General features: G+C 41.4%; 14 protein-coding genes, 1 other RNA gene and 1 other annotated feature. Of the genes, 14 read left to right on the top strand and 1 reads right to left on the bottom strand.

What is annotated here, in order from left to right; translation table 11 throughout:
• Positions 1–26: 26 nt before the first annotated feature.
• Positions 27–1,814: a carbon starvation CstA family protein gene (locus ciss_RS01305; RefSeq protein ID WP_075864519.1), complete on the top strand. Its 1,788-nt coding sequence runs from the start codon at positions 27–29 to the stop codon at positions 1,812–1,814.
• Positions 1,815–1,855: 41 nt separating this feature from the next.
• Here the strand turns inward: ciss_RS01305 and pepV are convergent, their stop codons facing one another.
• On the bottom strand, positions 1,856–3,253 hold the full coding sequence (gene pepV, locus ciss_RS01300; RefSeq protein ID WP_075864518.1) for a dipeptidase PepV: 1,398 nt from the start codon (positions 3,251–3,253) through the stop codon (positions 1,856–1,858).
• A 121-nt stretch (positions 3,254–3,374) separates the two neighbouring features.
• Here pepV and ciss_RS01295 point away from each other — a divergent pair, with 121 nt between their 5' ends.
• From ciss_RS01295 to trxA, 13 genes are all read left to right on the top strand, one after another.
• Positions 3,375–4,316, top strand: a complete 942-nt coding sequence (locus ciss_RS01295) for an AEC family transporter (RefSeq protein ID WP_075864517.1) — start codon at positions 3,375–3,377, stop codon at positions 4,314–4,316.
• A gap of 34 nt (positions 4,317–4,350) precedes the next feature.
• Entirely contained in the window at positions 4,351–6,303 is a 1,953-nt protein-coding gene (locus ciss_RS01290) for a molybdopterin-containing oxidoreductase family protein (RefSeq protein WP_075864516.1), read from the top strand.
• A 43-nt stretch (positions 6,304–6,346) separates the two neighbouring features.
• Positions 6,347–7,132: a DpnI domain-containing protein gene (locus ciss_RS01285; protein ID WP_166503958.1), complete on the top strand. Its 786-nt coding sequence runs from the start codon at positions 6,347–6,349 to the stop codon at positions 7,130–7,132.
• A 127-nt stretch (positions 7,133–7,259) separates the two neighbouring features.
• Positions 7,260–7,916 (top strand): LexA family transcriptional regulator, encoded by a 657-nt coding sequence (locus tag ciss_RS01280; RefSeq protein WP_075864515.1) that lies wholly within the window; start codon positions 7,260–7,262, stop codon positions 7,914–7,916.
• A gap of 61 nt (positions 7,917–7,977) precedes the next feature.
• Complete coding sequence (locus tag ciss_RS01275) at positions 7,978–9,357, top strand: radical SAM protein (protein ID WP_075864514.1); 1,380 nt, start codon at positions 7,978–7,980, stop codon at positions 9,355–9,357.
• Between the two features lie 180 nt (positions 9,358–9,537).
• A complete protein-coding gene (locus tag ciss_RS01270; RefSeq protein ID WP_075864513.1) occupies positions 9,538–10,269 on the top strand; it encodes a ZIP family metal transporter in 732 nt (243 codons plus the stop codon).
• Positions 10,270–10,296: 27 nt separating this feature from the next.
• Positions 10,297–10,959 carry a hypothetical protein gene (locus tag ciss_RS01265; protein WP_075864512.1) on the top strand — a complete coding sequence of 221 codons (663 nt, stop codon included), beginning with the start codon at positions 10,297–10,299 and terminating at the stop codon, positions 10,957–10,959.
• Positions 10,960–11,072: 113 nt separating this feature from the next.
• On the top strand, positions 11,073–11,663 hold the full coding sequence (locus tag ciss_RS01260; RefSeq protein WP_075864511.1) for a hypothetical protein: 591 nt from the start codon (positions 11,073–11,075) through the stop codon (positions 11,661–11,663).
• Positions 11,664–11,712: 49 nt separating this feature from the next.
• Positions 11,713–11,931: a binding site (T-box leader), on the top strand.
• 47 nt (positions 11,932–11,978) lie between these two features.
• On the top strand, positions 11,979–13,250 hold the full coding sequence (gene hisS, locus ciss_RS01255) for a histidine--tRNA ligase (RefSeq protein ID WP_075864510.1): 1,272 nt from the start codon (positions 11,979–11,981) through the stop codon (positions 13,248–13,250).
• On the top strand, positions 13,243–15,021 hold the full coding sequence (gene aspS, locus ciss_RS01250; protein ID WP_075864509.1) for an aspartate--tRNA ligase: 1,779 nt from the start codon (positions 13,243–13,245) through the stop codon (positions 15,019–15,021). The genes hisS and aspS overlap by 8 nt, the downstream gene beginning before the upstream one ends.
• Before the next feature lie 58 nt (positions 15,022–15,079).
• Positions 15,080–15,260, top strand: a non-coding RNA gene (gene ssrS / locus ciss_RS01245) — 6S RNA.
• A gap of 30 nt (positions 15,261–15,290) precedes the next feature.
• Positions 15,291–16,019, top strand: a complete 729-nt coding sequence (locus ciss_RS01240) for a tRNA threonylcarbamoyladenosine dehydratase (RefSeq protein ID WP_075864536.1) — start codon at positions 15,291–15,293, stop codon at positions 16,017–16,019.
• Positions 16,020–16,116: 97 nt separating this feature from the next.
• Positions 16,117–16,437 (top strand): thioredoxin, encoded by a 321-nt coding sequence (trxA, locus tag ciss_RS01235; RefSeq protein ID WP_075864508.1) that lies wholly within the window; start codon positions 16,117–16,119, stop codon positions 16,435–16,437.
• Positions 16,438–16,468: the final 31 nt, after the last annotated feature.

Genomic DNA, 16,468 nt, shown 5'->3' with positions numbered 1-16,468 from the left:
ATAATTTATTATAAGGGGTGAGTATTGTGAGTGCTTTGGAACTTATCATTGGGGCAGCCCTTATTTTGGTTTTAGCTTACCGTTTTTATGGGAGCTTTCTGGCGGCCAAGGTGTTAACCTTGGATGAAATGCGGAAAACTCCTGCGGAAAAATACAACGACGGTAAAGATTATGTGCCGATGAACAAATGGGTTGCCTTTGGCCACCATTTTGCGGCTATTGCCGGAGCAGGACCGCTGGTGGGTCCGGTTTTAGCGGCACAATTTGGTTATCTTCCGGGAACCCTCTGGATTTTAATTGGAGCGGTTTTAGCTGGTGCCGTGCATGACATGGTGGTATTATTTGCTTCCATTCGCCACGGCGGTAAAAGTTTGTCGGAAATTGCCAAAAAAGAAGTGGGCCCTGTAGCAGGGGTAGCCATGGGGATTGCGGTATTTTTCCTTATTATTCTGACCATGGCAGGTTTAGGCTTGGTAGTTGTGCATGCATTGAAAAGTAACCCCTGGGGTGTGTTTACCATTGCCATGACCATCCCCATTGCGATTTTTATCGGGCTTTACATGCATAAGTTCCGCCCCGGCAAAATTGGTGAGGCATCCCTTATTGGCGTTATCTTAATTCTTTTAGCGGTATTCCTTGGACCGTATGTCAAAAATTCGTTCTTAGCTCCGTACCTGACTTTATCTGAGAAAACACTGGAAATTTTACTTCCAGCCTATGGCTTTTTAGCAGCAGCTTTGCCGGTATGGCTTTTATTAGCACCGCGGGATTATTTAAGCTCCTATATGAAAATCGGAACGATTTTGGCGTTAGCTCTCGGAATTATCATTGTTAACCCCCAGATTCAAATGCCGGCCGTTACCCAGTTTATCCATGGCGGTGGTCCGATAATTGGTGGTAAAGTATGGCCGTTTATTTCCATCACTATAGCATGTGGAGCTATTTCCGGTTTCCATGCTCTGGTCAGTTCCGGAACAACGCCTAAAATGATAGCAAATGAGAAGGATATTAAGCTTGTTGGCTATGGTTCCATGTTAACGGAGGCTTTTGTGGCTTTAATGGCCTTAATTGCTGCTACTACCTTAATGCCGGGTGATTACTTTGCCATCAACACCAAGCCGGAAGTTTTCAAAACATTAAATATGGAGATAGTTCATTTACCGGAACTTTCCAAACTGGTAGGGGAAGAACTTGCAGGACGTCCCGGTGGTGCTGTATCTTTAGCGGTTGGTATGGCAAACATTTTTGCAAGTATTCCGGGTTTAAAACACTTGATGGCTTACTGGTATCAATTTGCCATAATGTTTGAAGCTCTGTTTATCTTAACTACCATCGATGCTGGTACCCGGGTGGCAAGGTATATTGCTCAAGATTTACTGGGTATGATTTATGAACCGATTAAAGAAAGTAAATCAACTGCTTTAGCGGTAATTTTAAGTGCCTTTGTTTCCTTTGCCTGGGGTTACCTAATTTATGGTGGAGATATAAAAACTATCTGGCCGGTGTTTGGAGTAGCCAACCAAACAATTGGGGTTTTAGCGTTAGCTATTGGAACTTCAATGATTTTGCAAAAGAGTAAAAAACGCATTTATGCCCTGACAACCTTTTTACCGATGTTGTTCTTGTTTGTGACAGTATTAAATGCTGGATTTACCAACCTTACCAAGGTTTATCTCCCTCAAGGACAGACCGTACCCGCAGTATTGGTAGCTATAATGATGTCATTAGGAATTGTAGTTATGGTAAATTCAGTATTAAAGTGGATTAAGATTTTAAGTAACAGATCACAACCAGAAGTGGCTGTAGAAAATTAAAAAATTAAAAGCCCTGAAGCTTTTAGCTTCAGGGCTTTTTGCTACTTAATTAATTCGTAAATTGCGGCAGCATATATTTTGGTTATCTGGATTAAATGGTCGATATCGATATACTCGTCTTTTTGGTGGGCAAGTTCTTCCATGCCCGGGAATAGCGGTCCAAACGCAACGGCATTGGGAATGGCCCGGGCATAAGTGCCGCCTCCAATGGCGATTAACCGGGCAGGATCTCCGGTTTTTTCTTCATAAACTTTTTTAAGCTTCTGCACTAAGAAATGGTCTTCGGGTACGTATAGAGGTGCCATGTCGGAGATATCTTTTAAGTAAATGCCGGTACCGGAAATTTGCTCTTCTAAGATTTTTAAGAGATCTTCTTTTTTATAGGTAACCGGGTAGCGAATATTTAAAGCAGCGTAAGCTTCTTTTTCGGTAAGCTCGAGGACACCGAGGTTTAGGGTAAGATTTCCGGAAACCTCATCGGAAAGCTTTAAACCAATATTTTCCCCGTTGTAGGTTAAACCGATTTTTTGGGCTAAAAATTGTAAGTAAGCGGAAATATCGTCCCCGGGCAGAGGCAGAGTGGTCAAAAATACTAAAAGCTGGGCTATGGCGTTTTTACCCTTTTCCGGAAGGCTACCGTGCGCCGAAACCCCATAGGATTTGATGGTAAGGGTGTTGCTCTCGACTACCGCTTCCATCTTAAAACCTTTTTCCTTTTTATAATTTTCGAGGGCATCGGTTGCGGTTTTGAGAGCATTTTCACTTCCTTCTAAAACCGCTACGGCAAAATCCGGCACCATGTTGGCTCGAAGTCCGCCCTTAAAGGATTTTAAAACTAATTCACCGGTTTTCCGAAGGGTAAATTCTTTGGCTAATTTTAAAGTTAAAATTCCTTTTTCCGCATGAATAATGGGGAATTCGGCATCCGGGGCAAAACCAAGCTGGGGAATTTCTTCGTTGGCCCGGTAGTAATCCATGCAGGCCCAGCCGGATTCTTCGTTTAAACCGTAAATAATCCGTACTCGCTTGGAGACCGGAAGGTTTAAATCTTTTATTGCTTTTAGGGCATAAAGGCAGGCAACCGCCGGGCCTTTGTTATCTACAGTACCCCGGCCGTAAATCCGGTTATTGACAATGACACCACCATAAGGGTCATAGCTCCAGCCGTCTCCTTCTGGCACCACATCCAAGTGGACGAGAATACCAACTAATTCAGTTCCTTGGCCGTATTCAGCATAGCCGGCATAGCCGTCCACATTTTTTGTCGTAAATCCCATTTTGGCGGAGTCATCAAGAGCCTTTAAGAGCGCCTGGTTTACCCCTTCGCCAAAAGGCATTCCGGGCTTTGGGTCTTCTTCCACACTTCTAATTTTTATCCACTCTTGCGTGGTGCGAACAATATCTTCCTTCAGGCTTTCAATGTAACTATCTAAATTCACTTCATACCCTCCTTTTAGCGTAATTATAGTTGTATACAATCCTATCTTAACTTTTTTGCTGACTTTTTAAAAGAGATTTTGTTAAGATATATGATATAAAAACAAAAAATGGGGGCAAATAATGGAAACAGTATTTAATCAGGTACTGGTTTTTGGAGTTTACCTGCTTTTAGGGTTTATTCTTAAGAAGAAGCGATTTTTTAGTGAAAATACCGACGCGGCTTTTGGCGACTTGGTTGTTTTTATTACCCTGCCGAGCCTGATTGTTTCGGCAATGCAGTTTCCTTTCAGTCAAAAGCTTTTATTGGATAGTTTACTGCTTTTAGTTATTTCTTTTTCTTATTACTTTCTTGTTACGATTTTTGCCGAGGTAGTGGTGAAATTTTTCCGTTTATCCCGGGAAACTGCCGGGGTTTACAAGTTTATCCTTATTTTTTCCAACGTTGGCTTTATGGGCTATCCTCTTTTACATGCCCTTTACGGGAAAATTGGTGTTTTTCAGGCTGCCCTTTATAATATCGGGTTTCAAGTTTTTAACTGGACCGTAGGGATTGCTTTATTAAGGGGAGAAAGTATTAAAACCATTTTTAGTCGGGATGAGATAAAAAAGATGTTTATCAATCCCGGAATAATAGCGGTGACTATAGGATTTTCGTTCTTTTATTTTTCCGTAGAATTACCTTTATTTTTGGGGCAAGCTTTAAAGGAGATTGGCGAGGTAACCATGCCTCTCTCAATGATTTTGGTGGGGTCAATTTTAGGGGAACTGTCCTTTAAGGAAATTTTAACCGATTTTAAACTTTGGATATTGGCCTTTATTCGATTAATAGTAATTCCCGCGTTAACTTTTGCAATATTATTTTTTACTGGAAATAGAGGGGTAATGCTTGCAATTCCGGTTATCTTAGCAGCAATGCCGGCGGCGGCCAATACCGCTATTTTTGCCAATAAATACGGCGGCGACGCGGTCAAGGGAGCTCAAGGAGTATTTATTTCTACTTTTTTGTCTTTATTAACTCTTTTAGGATGGATATATTTTTTAAGTTATTTAAAGGCTATTTAAAACTCCAATCCCAGAACAATAAGGGGGCAGACAAATGAAATTTACTACGACCTGTACCTTAAACTGTTATGACTCCTGCCGGGTGGAGGTAACGGTAGAAGATGGTCGGGTGGTAAAACCTCTGGGGGACAAAAACCATCCTTTAACCCGGGGCTTTCTTTGCCCAAAATTTAAAAAAGTAATTGAGAGGACCTACTCTCCGGACCGTTTAACCCAGCCCCTTTTAAAGGAAAAAGGTAGTTTTCGGAAAATTTCCTGGGAAAAAGCCTTTGTCCTTTTAACGGAAAAAATTGGCGAGTTATATGCAAAAGGGGAAACCCTTTCGATTTTACATTTGTACGACCACGGCTCCGGCGGTTATTTAAAGCGCCTGGATGAACGCTTCTTTAATTGCCTGGGGGGAGTTACCCACCCTTCCGGCAGCCTTTGCTGGGGCAGCGGCTATGAGGCAATGCAAAGGGATTTTGGAGCTCCCACATTAGGTGAGTACCATGATTTGATAAACAGCAAAGCTATTATTCTCTGGGGGCGGGATCCGGGTACTACGAACCTGCATTTACTGCCGTTCTTAAAGGAGGCCAAAGAAGCCGGGGCAGAGATTGTGGCGATAAATCCCCTTAAAATAAAGGTAGCAAGTGGAAGGCATATTTCTCTAAAACCGGGAACCGATGGCCTTTTGGCTTTGGGAATAGCCCGGCTCTTGATAAGTGAAGGGCTTTACGATAAAGATTTTGTTAAAGAAAAGGTCAAAAACTTTGCAGAATTTTCCAAGCTTACTGAAGAAGTAACGGTGGAAAAAGTATTAAAAGAAACCGGAATAAGTGAAGACGATTTAGCTTATCTCGCAAAACTTTTTGCTTTTAAAAAGCCCATTGCCGTGTTGTATGGCTATGGGCTGCAGCGCTACCAAAACGGCGGTAGTACCGTGCGGGCGATAAATGCCCTTTTGGCGATTACCGGCAATGTGGGGGTTAAAGGCGGTGGACCTCATTATGCCCATCCCCTCTGGAAACCTTACTTTGGGAGTATAGTAAAAGCTGAAGAAAAAGTACGGGAAAGGTACTTTCCCTGGCCGGTAATGGCCAATTCGATTCTTGCGGCGGAACCACCTATCAAGCTTATTTTTGTAACCCGCTCCAATCCCTTAAACCAGGCGCCGGATACCAAGAGAATGCAAGAGGCCTTTTATAATGTTCCCTTTAAAGTTACCGTAGACTTTTTCTTAACCGATACCGCCTATGCTTCGGATTTGATAATCCCTGCTACCTCGGTCTTTGAGGAGGAAGATATTGTTTATAGTTCCTGGCACTATTATTTAAGCTATTTACCTAAAATAGTAGAAACTCCTAATGACATGCCTACAGAAGTGGAATTTTGGAATGAGTTAGCGAAGAAAATTGGTCTTAAAAACTTTGAACCAAAAACAGCCCGGGAATTTATCATAGAAGCTTTAGAACCGCTAAAACCTTTAGGGATTACCTTTGAGGTATTAAGAGAAAAGGGTTACATCCGCCACCCTCTGGCGCCGTTTACTTTTAGTGACGGGAAGTTTTTAACCCCTACCGGGAAAATTGAGTTAATGGCCGAGAAAGGACCGGGGCTTTATCAGGCTTATGATTCGCTAACTGCCAAAAAATTTCCTTACCGGCTTTTGACAGTCCATCCTAAAGATTATTTACATTCTCAATTTCATAACCTGGAATCGGCGGAATGGGGAACAAAACCGCGAGTAATCATTCATCCTTCTACCGCTGCCCGCCACAATCTTGATAATCTGGCAGCAGTATGGGTAAAGACCGTTACCGGTGAAATTACCGGTTTGGTAAAGGTGTCCGACCGGGTGCGGCCGGATACGGTGGTGATTGAAGAAGGAAGCTGGGGAATTGACGGCGGCGGGGTAAACGTTTTGACCTGCCAGGTTCGGCCGGATATGGGGGATGGAGTGCCTTTTTTTGATGTACTGTGCAGTATTGAAGCGGTGGAGTGAAAATTTATTTTAATTATTATTAAAATGAATGGTGAGGAAGTTTATGCGAATTCCTATAAGTCTTTATGATTATTATGAGGAATATAAAGAGAAATATAAAAGTAAATCTCAATTAGTAAGAGTCATTTCAGAAAGTTGGTTTAAAGATAATATGTATTGTCCTTTTTGTTCAAATGAAAAAATAAAAAGGTATGATAACAATCACCCTGTTGCTGATTTTTTTTGTAACGATTGTGGCGAAGAATTTCAATTAAAATCTAAGAAAATAACATTAGGAAATATTGTTGTGGATGGTGAATTTAACAAAATGATTCAAGCGATATATTCCTGTTCAGTTCCTAATTTTTTCTTTATGAGTTATAGTCCAATGTTTGATTATATTAATGACTTAATTATTGTACCCAAAGAATTTATTCTTCCCGGAATTATCAAGAAGCGGAGACCATTATCTCAAAGGGCCAGAAGAAGAGGGTGGACTGGTTGTAATATTAGTTTGAAAGATATTCCTTATTTTGGGAAAATATATTTAATAAAAGATAAAAATGTGATTCCTGCAAATCATGTACGAATGAATATCCAAAAAATTAGTTATTACAGAAAAATTAAAAATGTTGAAAAAAGGGGCTGGTTAGTTGACATATTAAATATACTAATGAAAATCAATAAAAAAGTTTTTACCTTAAAAGATGTTTATGCATATATTCCTTATTTAAAAGTTTTACATCCTCAAAATAATAATATTGAAGCTAAGATTAGGCAACAATTACAAATACTAAGAAACAACAATGTAATTGAGTTTTTAGGAAAGGGGGTTTACCGGAAACTATGAATATGTTTTGTAAACGATGAGAGGATATTTTTCAACCAGTTTCTGAAAATTAAAATAAAAGCCTTGCATATTTCCTAAAAAAGGGTATAAAATATAATTAAAATTTTGGTTTTTTGGGGGTATAAAATTGGGTCTTACCAAACGCAAGGAACAGTTTTTAGCCAAATTAAGAGAGCTTTACGATAAGCTAAAATTTCCGGTATCGTACCAAATTTTAGCGGAAGAGATGAGGGTTAGCCGCTGGACCGCGTACGATATGTTAAGGGCTTTAGAAAAGGAAGGACTGGTAATCAGGGAGTATCTTTTGGAAAAAGGTAAATCCGCGCCGGGACGCTCAGCGGTGGGCTTTATTCCCAAAATAAAGCAAAAAATGGTACCTAAAGATATAGAAAAGGAGCTTTTAAGAAAGATTCGCGAAGTTAAAACCAAAAGCCTTTCCGGTGTTTTAAAGAAAATGAAGGAAGAGCTGGCTTCAGAAAGTACTCCTTTTGTCTACTGTTCAACTTTTTTGGCATATTTAACGGTTGTGCTTCATAAAGTAAATATTAAGGAACTTGCCCGTTTTCCGCAGATCTGGCCTCAAAAGCCTATTGAGTTTCAATTAAAACAGCTTCCGGGGTTTATATTGGGGCTTTTACACATAAACGAACGGGGACAGAAAGAAATTGGAAAGCTCAAAAAGAGCCTCGGCAAATTTACTGCTTGTATTGAAAACTTAGCTTTAGAAGAGGCAAAAACACTGCTTTTACTCCTTGAAGCTTTTCACCGGGAGGTGAGAACCTAAATTTTTTTTCACGGAAATTTTGGATTTTTGGGTATAAAAATTAATTTTTGGAGGTGGGGGTATGGCACTTAAGGTTAATGTAGAGTTTGCCAAAAAGTTTGTAGCCGAAAAACTTTTAAATGAGCTTCTTAAATACTTAGAGAAAGACCCGGAAAAAAATATCTTAAATATTTTAAAACTTTTACACAAAATTGCCCGGGAAGAAAACCATAAAGCTTATATTAACTACCTAATTGAGAGCTATGAAAAATTCCCTGCGGTTAAAGAACAGTTCCGCCGCTTCTTTAGCGAAACAAATCCCCAAATCTTATCCAAGCTTGCTTATAATACCATTATAAATGGCGTGTTGTTTGGTATTCCCAGGCAAAAGCAGTATAAAGCTGAGACCGGCGTTCACGTTCCCTTTACCATCCTGGTGGATCCGACTTCGCGGTGCAATCTTGGCTGTACCGGTTGCTGGGCAGGAAAATATCAAAAAGGTCCGGAGCTTTCCTTTGAACGGTTGGATCGGTTATTTAATGAAGCCAAAGAGCTGGGAATTTACTTTATTGTCTTATCCGGTGGCGAACCTTTAATGTACGAGCGCCTCTTTGAACTCTTTGAAAAGCATAACGACATGGCGTTTATGGCTTATACCAACGGAACCTTGATAGACGAAGCGATGGCCGATAAAATAGCCAAGGTAGGTAACTTCTCTCCCGCTATCAGTATTGAAGGGTTTGAGGAGCGGACCGATGCCCGGCGGGGCAAAGGGGTATTTGCCAAGATTACCCGGGCTATGGATTTACTGCGCGAACGGGGAGTATATTTTGGAGCTTCGGTAACGGTAACCCGGGAAAATTACCTGGAGCTTACATCCGATGAGTTTATCGATTTCCTGGTGGAAAAAGGAGTTAAGTATATCTGGTCTTTCCATTATGTACCGGTAGGTAAAAATCCCGATACTTCCTTGATGCTGACCCCTGAAGAGCGGCTTTATTTGGCTCAAAGAATCCCGGTTTTGCGGATTACCAAACCAATTATGATTGCCGATTTCTGGAATGACGGCCATATTACCCATGGTTGTATTGCCGGGGGTAGAAGTTACTTTCACATTAATGCTAAAGGTGAGGTAGAGCCCTGTGCTTTTGTTCATTTTGCTGTAGATAATATTAATGAGAAACCTTTAAAAGAAGTTTTAAAGAATCCGCTGTTTACAGCTTACCAAAAACGCCAGCCCTTCTCGGAAAACTACTTTGCTCCGTGTCCAATTATTGATGTTCCTCAGGCCTTAAGAGATATCGTTGCCGAAAGTAATGCTTACCCAACTCACGAAGGAGCAGACGATGTTTTAACGGGAGCTACGGCGGAATTTTTGGACAAACGAGCCGCTGAATGGGATAAGGTATCCCGGGTACTTAACGAATATAAAAAAGATAGGATTGCCCGGATGAAAATGTAAGCCTTCTGCATTAAGCGGAAGGCTTTACTCTTTTAGACAAATCCGCAGGTGCCAATAATTTTATTGTTTTTTGTATTCAATTCCCCAGCCTGTTACCTGTCTGAATTATAGAAAAAATACTTAATAAATGGTAAAATATTTCCAGTGAATCGCTTAAATTAAAACTTACGGAGGAAGTTTATGGCGTCGTTTTTAGCTTCCCTTTTAACAGGCCTTGCTACCGGGCTTGGATCTTTTTTACTACTTTTTAAAAAAGAGTTTCCTAAAAGCACGATAGGCTTACTTTTAGGCTTTGCTGCCGGTATTATGCTCGCTGCATCTTTTTTTAGTCTTTTACTGCCGGCTTTAGAAACCGGAGGAATTTTTGTAACAGCTTTAGGCTTTTTAACCGGTTCCTTGTTTGTTTATTTTTTGGACCGATTGATCCCGCATTTCCACCCGGCTTTTGGGGAAGAGGGCCCAAAGAGTGATTTAAATAAAATATGGTTATTTATCTTGGCAATCACCATTCATAACTTTCCCGAAGGGATGGCAGTAGGTATTGGCTTTTTAGAAAAGGATATCACCAAAGCCTTAAGTTTAGCTTTAGGAATTGGTCTTCAAAACATTCCAGAAGGGTTATCGGTGGCGGTTAGTCTTGTCGGTTTTTCCTTTTCCACCTGGAAAATAATTGGGATTACAGTATTAACTGGACTGGCGGAGCCGGTAGGGGGGCTTCTGGGATTAGCCTTAGGAAGTATTTCAGCAAGTGTTTTGCCTTTTGCTTTAAGCTTGGCCGCAGGAGCAATGATTTACGTAATTTCCGATGAAATAATTCCCGAAACCCATGCCAAAGGCGGTGAAAGTCTGGCTACTTTTGGGGTTATTTTTGGGTTTTTATTGATGATGGTTTTTGATAATTTAAGCTTCTAAATTTTATTTGAGAAGGGGGTGAAACTGTTGCAAAATTATGAAAAAAATAAAAGTGAGATATTAGAAGAGTACAGACAATTAAGGGCTGAGTTACATAATAATCAGATTATGAGAGTTCAATTGTTAACTTATACTGTTGGAGCGGTGATGGGGATTGTTTCGTTTGTATTAGATAAAATATTAACCAAAAATGATATAGAAATTGGCGAAAAGATGGAATATTTATTATTATCTTCAATGATTATTTATTTAATCATTATAGCCAGTTTGTTGATGATGAGGACTTTTCAACAATCCGTTGAAAGAATTGGAATGTACATAAGGGAATATATTGAGAAAGAGCTTCCTGGCTTAAAATGGGAAACTACGTGGTTTAATATGAAAAAAGATATGGAAAGAAATATGCTTCTAAAAAAGATAATAAATTTTAAGTCTATTGGGTCAAGAGGTTGGGGCCCAATTTACTTTATTTTATCTATAATGCCGGTGCTAACTATTTCTTTTATTATTTTTAAAGAAAAATTACTTGGTCATATGTTTAACAGTTTTTATCATATTGGTTTGTTAATTTTAAATAGTATATTGTTTTTCATTTCTATTTTTTTAACTTTTGACTTAGAAATTCACATAACTAAAGATTGGGAATGGTCAAGTATAAAGATAATACAGGAAAGTGACGCATCAAAATAAAATAGCATGAAATCAAGATTATATAGTAATTAACTGCGCAAAATTACAGGCAGGAAAACCCTAAAATGTGTTGAATAAAATAAAATAAATTAAAAATAAAGGTGGTCAGGAGTTTGAAGAAAAATAAGCTTTGGTTTTATATTATGTTTTTAACATTAGTACTTATTCTTTTAACCCTGCCTGAGGAGCAAAAATTAGGACATGCTTTAAAAATAGTTTATCTTCACGGGGGATTAACTCTGGTTGCTTACCTTTGGTACGGGCTTACCGCAGTTTTAGCTTTTGGTTATGTCTTTACCAGGAAAGATAAGTGGCTTCTAAATGCCCGGGAGTTTTTAATTGTTGCCTTTTGGTTAATGTTATTAGCCACAATAACCGGTACTATAGCGATGAAGATTACCTGGGGAGCGGTATATTTTAAAGAGCCGCGCTTTATAGTTATGGTTTCCATGCTTATCTTAACTGGAATAGCGTTTTTTGCCGAAGCCCTTTACCAAAATCCATTAGTATCGGCTCTTTTTTATGCTTTACCCGGGGTCGGGGGATTTACCTTACGCTTTTTTTCCCAGAGGATAGTTCATCCGCAAAATCCTGTAGGCGAAAGTAACAGTTTTACTTTAAAATTCTGGTTTTTACTGGTATTGTTAAATCTTTTAGCCCTTTCGTTTTACTTTCTCAGACGTTTAATTGTTGAACGCAGATAATCTATTTGAATTATTGACAACAAACTTTTCTAAGGTTAAAATGTATTAACGAAACGCAATGACCGGGACTTTTAAACCAGGGGGCTTCAGACAGGGAGGAAAAGCCGCGATTGAGAGCTTTTCTCTGAATGCCGGTTTAAAGGAACACCCGGGAGGCGGCTTAACTGAAAGGATTAAGTAGGTTAAGACGGTTTGGCCCCGTTACGGCCAAGAGCGGAAGGTTTCTACCTTCAAGCAGGGTGGCACCGCGGGTAATCCCGTCCCTGGGTATTCCAGGGGCGGGTTTTAGTTTATAAAGAAGGGGGTTTAAGATAAATGCTTACCCAGAAACCCAAGGGCACTAACGACCTTTTTCCGCCGGAAGTTTTCCTGTGGGAAGAGATCGAAAGGAAGTTTCGTGAAGTATGTCGGAGGTTTGGCTATCAGGAAATTCGCACCCCGATTTTTGAGCATACGGAGCTTTTTGAGCGGGGAGTCGGGGAAACTACCGATATTGTAGAAAAAGAGATGTATACTTTTTTAGATAAGGCCGGAAGATCAATCACCTTACGGCCCGAGGGAACGGCTGCGGTGATTAGAGCGTATGTCGAAGCCAAAAAGTACGCCGATCCCGGTCCTGCGAAGTATTTTTACATTGGACCGATGTTTCGCTACGATAAACCCCAGGCCGGAAGGCTGCGGCAGTTTCACCAGCTCGGGGTTGAAATCCTGGGTAGCGATGAGCCCATGGTGGATGCGGAAGTAATTTTAATGGCACTGGAGTTTTACCGGGAGATTGGCCTGAATGACGTTGAGCTTCGCTTAAATAGCGTAGGTTGCCCTGAGTGCCGAAAAAGCTTACGGGAGAAACTTATTGAATATTTTGAAGAGCGTAAAGACGAATTATGCGACTTGTGTAAGGCAAGGCTTAACCGAAATCCCTTGAGAATTTTGGATTGCAAAAATGAAAGCTGTCAAAAAATCGCCCAAAATGCTCCCACGCCCTTATCGGAGCTTTGCCCCGATTGCCGGGAGCATTTTACCGAGGTTAGGAAATACCTGGATTTAGCTCAAGTAAAATACGTAATTGACCCCTTTTTAGTAAGGGGGCTTGATTATTATACCAAGACAGCGTTTGAGTTTGTGGTGCCGGAGATAGGTGCCCAAAGCTCCATTGGCGGTGGAGGTCGCTATAACGGTTTAATTCGCGAAATCGGAGGGCCGGATCAGCCGGGAATAGGCTTTGCTCTGGGGGAAGAAAGAACTATCTTGGCTTTAAAAAGAAAAAGCGAAGAGATTTTCGTTCCGGTACCGGACCTTTTTGTTTGCCTTTTGGGGGAAGAAGCCCGCGAGTACGGATTTCCTTTGATTAATGAATTAAGAAGGCTGAACCTCTGGGTAGAAACCGATTATCAGGGGAAAAGCCTGAAGGCTCAATTAAAGGCGGCAAACCGCCTAAAAGCAAAAGCAGCATTAATTATTGGCGAAGAGGAGTTAAAGTCAGGCAGGTTTATTTTAAGAGATTTGGAGACGGGTGAGCAGGTAGAGCTTTCCCGGGATGAACTTATCAAAAAATATGCCAAGGAAAGGGGTAAGGACAATGCTTAAAAGAAGCCATTACTGTGGAGAGTTACGGAAAGAACATGCCGGCCAAAAGGTTATTTTAAACGGCTGGGTACAGAGGAGAAGGGATCATGGCGGTCTTATCTTTGTAGATTTAAGAGATCGTTCGGGAATCGTGCAGGTGGTTTTTTCTCCTGACGTGGAGTTGGAGGCTTTCCGGGTAGCGGAAGTGGTAAGAAACGAGTATGTTTTAGCCATAGAGGGAACGGTGAGACTGCGGCCGGAAGGTACCGAAAACCCCAACCTCTTAACCGGAGAAGTGGAAGTTTATGCCAGCAAAGTCGAAGTTTTAAATAAAGCAAAAACTCCGCCCTTTTACATTGAAGACGGGATTGATGTGGATGAACAGGTGCGGCTTCGTTACCGTTATTTGGACTTACGGCGCCCCGAAATGCAGCGGGCCCTTGAACTTCGTCACAAAGCGGCGAAAGCGGTTCGGGACTTTTTGGACCGGCATGGCTTCTGGGAAATTGAAACGCCGATGCTGACCAAAAGTACCCCCGAAGGGGCCAGGGATTTTTTGGTGCCAAGTCGGTTGAATCCGGGTAAATTTTATGCGTTACCCCAATCCCCGCAAATTTTCAAGCAAATCTTAATGGTTGCCGGGATGGAACGGTACTTCCAGATTGTTCGTTGCTTCAGGGATGAAGATTTGAGGGCGGACCGGCAGCCGGAGTTTACCCAGATCGATATTGAAATGTCGTTCATTGACCGGGAAGACATCATGAGTTTAATGGAAGAAATGATAGCTTACGTGTTTAAAGAAACCCTTGGGGTAGAGATCAAAACTCCTTTTAAGCGGATTTCCTACCAGGAAGCAATGCTAAAATACGGTACCGATAAGCCGGATTTACGCTTTGGACTGGAAATTACCGATGTTACAGAACTGGTGAAAGATGTGGAGTTTAAAGTGTTTCAAACGGTTGCTCAGGCTGGCGGGGTAATCCGCGGTTTAAACGCCAAAGGGTGTGCGGGATTTAGCCGCAAAGACTTAGATGACCTTACGAAGTTTGTGGGTAACTTTGGTGCCAAAGGTCTTGCCTATTTAATCTTAACTCCCGAGGAAGTAAAATCACCAATAGCCAAGTTTTTTAAAGAAGAAGAGTTAAAAGCGGTGATTTCAGCTTTACAGGGCGAACCCGGTGACATTTTATTCTTTGTAGCGGATAAACCGGAAGTGGCTGCTCAAGCTTTGGGTAATTTACGGTTGCATTTAGCTCAAAGACTTGGGCTAATTCCCGAAAAGGAGTTTAACTTCCTCTGGGTGATAGACTTCCCCCTTTTAGAATATGATAATGAAGAGAAGCGGTTTGTAGCGATGCACCATCCTTTTACGGCACCGATGGATGAAGATTTACCACTGATGGATGAAAAACCATTACTGGTTCGGGCGAAAGCTTATGATATGGTCTTAAACGGGGTGGAAATCGGAGGCGGGAGTATCCGGATTCACCGCCGGGATATCCAGGAAAAGATGTTTAAACTAATTGGCCTTTCGGAGGAAGAGGCCAAAGAAAAATTTGGCTTTATGTTAGAAGCGTTTGAATACGGCACACCTCCCCACGGTGGTATTGCCTTTGGCTTTGACCGGCTGGTAATGCTGATGGCCGGAAGAGATTCCATCCGGGATGTTATCGCTTTCCCCAAAACCCAAAGTGCTACCGACTTAATGGTGGGTGCGCCCGATGTTGTTGAACGCCGGCAGCTTAAGGAACTGCATATTAAAGTTGATTTGCCGGTTAAAGAGCAGCAGTAATCCAAAAATTAGAGCCTTGAGAGCAGTACGATTTTGTGTTATGATTTAACCAAGAAAACGTACCCTGCTTTGTGCGTAGTCCACCGGGAAGTTCGTATCCAACACTCATACAAAGGGAGTCCGGACTCTGATTGTGGCGTGCATGCCCCGCTTAGGGGAAGCCCAAAGCAATCAGGAGGACACCCACCTGGTAGAGAAGGGGTTCGGAACTTCGTGGATTACGGCAAAGCGGGGTTTTCTTGTGTCAATTTATGCTGCGAGGGGTTGCTATGCACCGGTTTTCCCGAACGGAAATTTTAATAGGTAGCGAAGGGCTTAAAGTTTTACATAGAAGCCGGGTGATGGTTTTTGGGCTGGGAGGGGTTGGTTCTCCAGCCGCTGAGGCTTTAGCCCGAACGGGGGTAGGCTCCATGGTTTTGGTGGATTTCGACCGGGTAAGCCTTACCAATATCAACCGTCAGCTTCCAGCGCTGGAGTCAACGGTGGGGCTCTTAAAGGCGGAGGTTTTGGCTAAGAGAATCCGGGAAATTAATCCTGAAGCGGAGGTAATAACCGTAACGGAAAAGTTAACACCGGAAAATACCGAGAAATTTTTCCGGTACAATCCTGACTATGTAGTAGATGCTATCGATACGTTAAAAAATAAAATTGCGTTAATTACCTACATGTATCGAAAATGTATACCTTTTATTTCGGTCATGGGAGCCGGTAATCGGTTTGACCCGACAAGATTTAAAGTTGCCGATATTTCCAGAACCCATACCTGTCCTCTAACAAGGCGGGTTCGGCAGGCACTTAAAAAAGAAGGGATTTATCGGGGAGTAAAAGTTGTATTTTCAGAAGAACCGCCGGTGCTGGAAAGAGGTACCAGTGATGAGCCGTTGCCGGCGGAGAAAAAGCACATTCCGGGAAGCGTTATGTTTGTAACTGCTACTGCTGGATTAATTGCTGCCGGGGAGGCGGTAAAAGACCTTTTGCTAAGGCATAAGATTTTGTAATAGACCTCAACTTTTTGCTTTAATTGACAATAAAATATTTAGAGGAGTATAATTTATAAGTGGGGTTCATATATACCGGGGGGAAAGGAGCGGTATAATGGGTATTATAACCTTAACCGATGAAAATTTTGAAACCGAAGCACTTAAAAGAGAAGGACTTATAATTGTTGATTTTTGGGCCGAATGGTGTGGTCCCTGCCGGATGATTGCACCGATTTTAGAAGAGATTGCTCAGGAATATGAAGGTAAATTAACCGTTGGGAAACTCGATGTCGATAGCAATCCGGAAACACCAAGACGTTACGGGATTATGAGTATTCCGACTCTTCTTTTTATTAAAAATGGGGAAGAAGTGGGAAGATCGGTAGGGTTTAAGCATAAAAACGAATTAATGAAGATTATCATAAAAAACCTGTAATGAACGGTTAAAGTGCGCTTTGTTTTAAAAA

Source organism: Carboxydothermus islandicus (assembly GCF_001950325.1).
In the GTDB taxonomy this organism is placed as follows: Bacteria; Bacillota; Z-2901; order Carboxydothermales; family Carboxydothermaceae; genus Carboxydothermus; species Carboxydothermus islandicus.
The sequence above is the reverse complement of the archived record's forward strand: the minus strand, read 5'-3'. Positions and strand labels throughout refer to the sequence as shown.